Origin of the sequence: Phenylobacterium sp. (assembly GCF_031412415.1) — a bacterium.
Lineage (GTDB): Bacteria > Pseudomonadota > Alphaproteobacteria > Caulobacterales > Caulobacteraceae > Phenylobacterium.
The window spans coordinates 1-6063 of record NZ_JANOCX010000346.1 but is presented as its reverse complement, the minus strand read 5'-3'; the positions used below and the strand labels follow the sequence as shown (position 1 = coordinate 6063).

Sequence of the window (6063 nt, the reverse complement as noted above, 5' to 3'; positions counted from 1 at the left end):
CTTCCAGATCGGGGTGATCTCGTCGGCCAGGTGCAGGGTCAGCTCCGGCGTATGCGGAGGCTGCTGCAGCCGGGTGTTGGCGAGGATGAAGGCCTGGCGGCCCTCCAGGGAGGGATCGATCATCCCGCCATCTAGCATGGAGGACGTGCGGGGCTAGGCGGGCTTCGACGACGCCAGGCTCAACACCTTCAGATAGCCGCCGGGCTCCACCAGCATGCGCTGGGTCACGCCCTTGCGGGCCAGGATACGATGGGCGCGCGGAAGGCTGTAGCAGGGCACGTGCATGAACATGTGATGTTCGCAGTGGTAGTTCACGTAGTAGGGCGCGATCAGCATGCGCTCCAGCAGGTTGGCCTTGGTGGTCCGCGCCTGGCGCATGGGGTCGGGTTCGTTCTCGGCGATGCAGGCGTGCTCGGCGATGTTCCGCAGGCGGGTGACGAGCGGATACCAGCTCGCCTGGGGCAGCACCCACAGGACCGGCCACACCCACCACAGGCCGAAGGGCGCGGCGACGGCGGTCACGATCGCACCCATGGCCAGCCAACGGCGATGGCGCTTGAACTCGACGGTCAGGATGGGGAGCAGGGGCTCGCCTGACTTTCGCGCCTTCAGCTTGCCGACGAAGCGACCGAAGCGGGCCTTGAAGAAGGTCTGGCCGGTGAGGTCGCGGACGATCTTGCGGCGCAGGGACAGCCGAGTGATCGGGAAGGGCGCCGACAGCGACAGGTCGGGGTCCTCGCTCTGCTGGCCGAAGCGGTGGTGGGTGAGGTGATAGGGCCGGTAGGTGTGAACCCCGCCGCCGGTCAGCCATTCGCTCAGCCAATCGTTGACCTTCAGGTTCTTGTGCAGGGCGCCGTGGGCCGCGTCGTGCATCAGGATGGCCAGACCCAGCTGGCGCGTGCCGATGATCATCACCGCCAGCGGCAGGGTGAAGGGCCAGACCACGACCATGGCCCCGGCCGCGAAGATGGTCGCCCAGGCGTGGGCGATCATGGCCGGTCCCTTCCACGACGAGCGGCGCGCCAGGGGCGCCCATTCCTCGGCGGTGAAATAGTCCTTGGGATCGAGGCGGGCGGCGGCCGGCATCAGGCATGTCCTCCGGCAATGTGGGAATGGCCCAGCAGGGCCAGCATCTCGTCGACGGCGGCCGATCCGGTGACATCCGTCGCGCCGTCACGCAGGGCCACGCCCAGGGCCAGGGTCCAGAAGCGTCGAGCCGTGGTCGCCGGGTCGTCACGGCCCGACCAGCCGCGTTGCTGGCGCACCTGCGCATAGGCGCGGTCGCCCTGGCCGTGCAGGCGCTCGAAGGTGCGCTCGATCAGCGGAGCCAGATCTTGCCGACGGCGGGTGAGGGACAAGGCGTCCACGAACAGGGCCAGGCCCGGCGAGCCGATCACCGTCTCCACAAGGCTGCGGTTGTAGTCCCGGCCGCTGACGGCGGACGCCGCGGCCGCTTCGGCCTGGCGCGCCACATAGAGCACCTCGCGGCAGGCGGCCTCGACGAACAGGGCCTCCTTGGTGCGGAAATAATAGGTGACCTGGCTGGGGAAGGCCCCGGCCGCCGCGGCGATCTCGGCCACCGAGACGCCGGCCAGCCCCTGCGCCTTGAACAAATCCACCGCCGCGTCGAGCAGCCGCGAGCGCATGCGCTTGCCCGGTTCGCGCCGGCCACGCTGCTCCGCCAAGGATAGGACGTTGGGCATGGCTTATTTGTATGCCATACAAACTATGACGTCAATCGGCCCCTATGCGTTGCGGGCCATCAGGCCGCCGTCGACCGGGATCGCCACGCCGGTGATGTAGGAAGCCGCGGGCAGACACAGGCTGACGGTGATGTGCGCCACTTCCTCCGGCTCTCCGTAGCGGCCCATGGCGGTGCGGCGCTTGGCGAAGGTCGCCTTGGCGTCGTCGGGGATGGCCGCGGTCATGCCCGTCTTGATCGGCCCCGGGCAGACGCAGTTGACCGTGATCCCCTCGCGGCCCAGCTCCACGGCCAGCGCCCGGGTCAGGCCCACCACGCCGGCCTTGGCCGCGGCGTAGGGACTGTCGCGAGCGGTGGCGCCCAGGGCCTCGGTCGAGGCGATGTTGACGATCCGCGGCGCGGCGGACGTCCGCAGATGCGGCAGGGCCGCGCGGATGACCCGCTGGTGGGCCGTGAGCAGGATCGAGAGAGATCGGGTCCAGACGGTTTCGTAGTCGTAGCTGTCGATGGGCGAGAAGGCCGAGATGCCGGCGTTGTTGACCACGACGTCCAGGCCGCCCAGCCGGTCGGCGATTTCCGCCACCACGGCGGCGATCTCCCCGGCGTCGGAGACGTCCAGCTTCCAGGGGTGAACCGTCAGGCCCTTATCGGCGAGCGCCTTGGCGGCGACCTCGGCCGAGGCGGCGGTGTAGTCCGTCAGCGCCACCTCCGCCCCCTCCTGGGCGAAGATCCGCGCGGTGGCCAGGCCCATGCCGCTGGCGGCGCCGGTGATCAGGACGCGGGAGCCTTGAAGGGATCGTCCGGGCGCGCTCACAGGCTCAGGCCTCCGTCCACGACCAGGGTCTGTCCGACCACGTAGGCGGCGAGCGGTGAGGCGAGGAAAAGCGCGGCGCCGGCCATGTCCGAAGGCTCGCCCATCCGGCCCACAGGGATGCGGGCAAGCGCGCCGCGCAGGCGGTCGGGATGCTCGGTGGTGACCTTGGTCAGCTTGGTGTCCACCAGGCCCGGGGCCAGGCCGTTCACCCGGATGCCGTCGCCGGCCCAGGCCTGGCCCAGGGTCTTGGTCAGGCTCACCGCTCCGGCCTTCGACGCCGCGTAGGCCGGGTTGCCGCGATTGGCCTGGAAGCCCGAGACCGAGCTGACGATGATGATCGACCCTTTGGCCTTGCTCAGCGCGCCGTGAAACTTCATGGCGCAGGCCATCAGGCTGTCGAGATTGACCGCCATGACCTTGTCCCAGCCCTCGGGCCCGAACTCGCCGCGCTTGTAGACCACCGTGCCCTGGCAGAGGACGAGGACGTCCAGCGGGTCGATGGCGGCGGCGGCCTCGATCTCCGCGCGATTTCCCACATCGACCTTGGCGTAGGACAGGCCTGCGAGATCCGAGCCGTCAGCCGGATCATAGTCGGCCGCGTTGGCTCGCGTGCCCCAGACATGCACCTTCGCCCCACGTTCGCGGAAGCCGTGGGCGATGCCGTTGCCGATGCCGCTGGAGCCACCGACCACCAGCGCCGTCTTGTCGCCAAAATCGAGGTCGCTCATGTGCCTGGCCTCCCGTTTCCGCGATCCTCCCCCGCGGTGAAAAGACCGACAAGCGTGACCCAACGGCAGGCCCCGTTAGTTGACGTAGCTGATTGACGCTCACGTAAAGGGAAGGGCAGACTTCACCTCGACGGGCGAGACAGCCCGCGATCCCAGGGAGGACAGAATGACCGCCAAGCTTCGCCGCCCGGCGATGACCTTCACCATCACCCAGCTCTGCCGCGAGTTCGGCGCCACCGCGCGCGCCCTGCGGTATTACGAGGACCAGGGCCTGCTGGCGCCGTCCCGCCAGGGCATGGCCCGCATCTATTCGTATCGCGACCGCGCCCGCCTGCAGATCATCTTGAACGGCAAGCGGGTCGGCCTGTCGCTGGCGGAAATCCGCGACATCCTGGACCTCTACGGTCAAGGCGACGGCGAGGTGGCGCAGAACGCCCTGGCCCTGCGCAAATTCCGCGAGCGGATCGCCGCCTTCGAACGCCAGCGCAAGGACATCGACGACGCCATCGCCGAGCTTCGCGTCGCCAGCGCCCGCATGGAGCAGCGTCTGGCCGAGACGCAAGGGACCCGGCAGGTCGCCTAGAACCCCATCGGCCCCCGCCACATCCCGGCGACCAGGGCCAGGAACAGCAGCAGCCCCGCCAGGCTGTTGGACTTGAAGAGCGCCAGGGCCAGCTTCGGATCGGCGATGTCGAGACGGGCGGCTTGGCGCGACAGGTGCATGCCAAACAGCGCCAGCGGCGGCAGGGCCAGCGGACCTAGGCCCGCCGCCCAGGCCGCGGCCAGGGCGAACGCGAAACTCGCCACATAGAAGCCGAGCACCGCCTTGGGCGCGGCGGCGCCCAGGCGCAGGGCCGAGGACTTCACCCCGGCCAGGGCGTCGTCCTCGAGGTCCTGGACCGCGTAGATCGTGTCATAGCCCAGGGTCCAGAACACGCCGGCGGCGTAGAGCAGGGCGGCGGGCCAGCCCAAGGTCCCTGTCGCCGCGGCATAGCCCAGCAGCGCGCCCCAGTTGAAGGTGAGGCCGAGCCAGGCCTGCGGCCACCAGGTGATCCGCTTCATGAAGGGGTAGGCGCCGACCAGGGCCAGCGATCCGACGCCCAGCGCGATGGCGAGCGGCGTCAGGGTCAGCAGGATGGCCAACGACACCAGGCAGCAGGCCGCCACGAAGGCCCAGGCCTGCTTGACGGATATCTGGCCCGACGGGATCGGTCGTCCGGCGGTGCGCGCCACCTTGGCGTCAATGTCGCGGTCGACGATGTCGTTGTAGGCGCAGCCCGCCGCGCGCATCAGGGCCGCGCCGAAGAAGACCTTCACCAACAGCCAGGGGTCCGGGAGATGCGCGGCCTGCGCGCTCGCCAGCGCGATCGCCTGCCAGCCCGGCAGCATCAGTAGCCAGATCCCCGCCGGCCGGTCGAAACGGCCCAGCTTCAGCCACGGCTGCAGGCTGGGCGGCGCGTGGCGATCGACCCAGTTGCTGGGCGCGGCGTCGGGGAGGTGGATCGTCATGCCGACACGGTTGACATCTCCAACAATTTTTAGTCAATTAGCTAATAAGTTAATTAGGACAATGATAGTTTGGAAAAGGTCTTCGAAGCCCTGGCCTCGACGCCTCGCCGCAAGATCCTGGCCTATCTCGCCGAGGTGGACTTGACGGCCGGCGAGATCGCGGCCCGCTTCGAGATGAGCAAGCCCGCCATCTCGAAACACCTGCAGGTTCTGGAGAACGCAGGCTTGGTGAGCGCCGAGAAGCGGGGCCAGTTCGTCCACTATTCGCTGGTGCGCGACAATCTCGTCACCACGCTGAATGGCTTCGTCCAGAACCTCTGCCCGGTCTCCGCACCGCTCAAGAAGGAGAGCGCCCGTATGCGTCGCGGCCGCTCATCCGAGACGGATTAGAGTTCCGATGCAACTTGTGCCTGGATCCGAACGGATGGTTGCGGACGACCGGTCTGATCCGGTGAGCGGCCGCATTCTGTGGGCGCCGCGAAAGTCGCTCTGGATCGGAAGCATGACCCTGGCGGCGCTTGTCCTGGGCCCAATGTTCGCCTCCTGGGAGACGCTGGCCCTGTTCCTGGTGACGTCAGGGATCACCCTCTGCGCCGGCCACTCCGTGGGCATGCACCGCAAGCTCATCCACAGGAGCTTCGCCTGCCCCCTCTGGCTCGAACATCTGTGCGTCTATCTCGGGGTGCTTGTGGGCATGGCCGGACCGATAGGCATGATCCGACAACACGATCTTCGCGACTGGGCGCAGCGCCAACCCGCGTGCCATGACTATCTGGCGCATCGAACCGACTTCTGGCGTGACGGCTGGCGGCAGCTTCACTGCGACCTCCTCCTCGACTGCGCACCGACCTTTCGCCTTGAACCCCGAGTTGCCCAGGATCGCTTCTACGCGTGGCTGGAGCGAACCTGGATGTGGCAGCAACTCCCGTGGGCGATTGCGCTTCTCGTCCTCGGCGGGCCGGGCTGGGTGATCTGGGGGGTTTGCGCTCGCGTGTCGATCTGCGTGACTGGTCACTGGCTGGTGGGACACTTCGCCCACCGCGACGGTCCACAAACCTGGATTGTCGAAGGCGCCTGCGTCCAGGGCCACGATGTGGTCGTCGCCGGGCTGATCAGCATGGGCGAGAGCTGGCACAACAATCACCATGCGTTCCCAGGTTCAGCTAGGCTTGGCCTCTATCCTGGGCAGGTCGACTTGGGTTGGGCGTTGATAGTGGTGTTCGAGCGGTTGGGTCTCGCCTGGGCCGTCGTGACGCCCGATCACTTGCCAGACCGCCCCGCCCTGCGTCAGCTTCGCCGACACGGTGAGG

General features: G+C 68.1%; 8 protein-coding genes and 1 pseudogene. 3 read left to right on the top strand and 6 right to left on the bottom strand.

Going from position 1 to position 6063, the window contains the following annotated elements; genetic code table 11:
- From RMO04_RS16595 to RMO04_RS16575, 5 genes and pseudogenes are all read right to left on the bottom strand, one after another.
- Window positions 1-123: pseudogene (locus RMO04_RS16595) on the bottom strand (methyltransferase); the annotation flags it as partial.
- 30 nt (window positions 124-153) lie between these two features.
- Entirely contained in the window at window positions 154-1086 is a 933-nt protein-coding gene (locus RMO04_RS16590) for a fatty acid desaturase family protein (protein ID WP_309645878.1), read from the bottom strand.
- Entirely contained in the window at window positions 1086-1703 is a 618-nt protein-coding gene (locus RMO04_RS16585; RefSeq protein ID WP_309645877.1) for a TetR/AcrR family transcriptional regulator C-terminal domain-containing protein, read from the bottom strand. Before RMO04_RS16585 ends, RMO04_RS16590 begins: the two co-directional genes overlap by 1 nt.
- 42 nt (window positions 1704-1745) lie before the next feature.
- Window positions 1746-2516, bottom strand: coding sequence for an SDR family NAD(P)-dependent oxidoreductase (locus RMO04_RS16580; RefSeq protein ID WP_309645876.1), 771 nt, complete (start codon window positions 2514-2516; stop codon window positions 1746-1748).
- Window positions 2513-3244 carry an SDR family oxidoreductase gene (locus RMO04_RS16575; protein ID WP_309645875.1) on the bottom strand — a complete coding sequence of 244 codons (732 nt, stop codon included), beginning with the start codon at window positions 3242-3244 and terminating at the stop codon, window positions 2513-2515. Before RMO04_RS16575 ends, RMO04_RS16580 begins: the two co-directional genes overlap by 4 nt.
- 166 nt (window positions 3245-3410) lie before the next feature.
- On the opposite strand from RMO04_RS16575, the gene RMO04_RS16570 reads away from it, so the two are divergent.
- Window positions 3411-3827 (top strand): MerR family DNA-binding transcriptional regulator, encoded by a 417-nt coding sequence (locus RMO04_RS16570; protein ID WP_309645874.1) that lies wholly within the window; start codon window positions 3411-3413, stop codon window positions 3825-3827.
- On the opposite strand, the gene ubiA is transcribed toward RMO04_RS16570, so the two are convergent.
- On the bottom strand, window positions 3824-4753 hold the full coding sequence (gene ubiA / locus RMO04_RS16565; protein WP_309645873.1) for a 4-hydroxybenzoate octaprenyltransferase: 930 nt from the start codon (window positions 4751-4753) through the stop codon (window positions 3824-3826). The genes RMO04_RS16570 and ubiA overlap by 4 nt on opposite strands.
- Before the next feature lie 69 nt (window positions 4754-4822).
- Between ubiA and RMO04_RS16560 the strand changes: the two genes are divergently transcribed.
- Window positions 4823-5143: a metalloregulator ArsR/SmtB family transcription factor gene (locus tag RMO04_RS16560; protein ID WP_309645872.1), complete on the top strand. Its 321-nt coding sequence runs from the start codon at window positions 4823-4825 to the stop codon at window positions 5141-5143.
- Between the two features lie 34 nt (window positions 5144-5177).
- Window positions 5178-6063 (top strand): acyl-CoA desaturase (locus RMO04_RS16555; protein WP_309645871.1); only part of this gene is annotated, 886 nt, incomplete at its 3' end.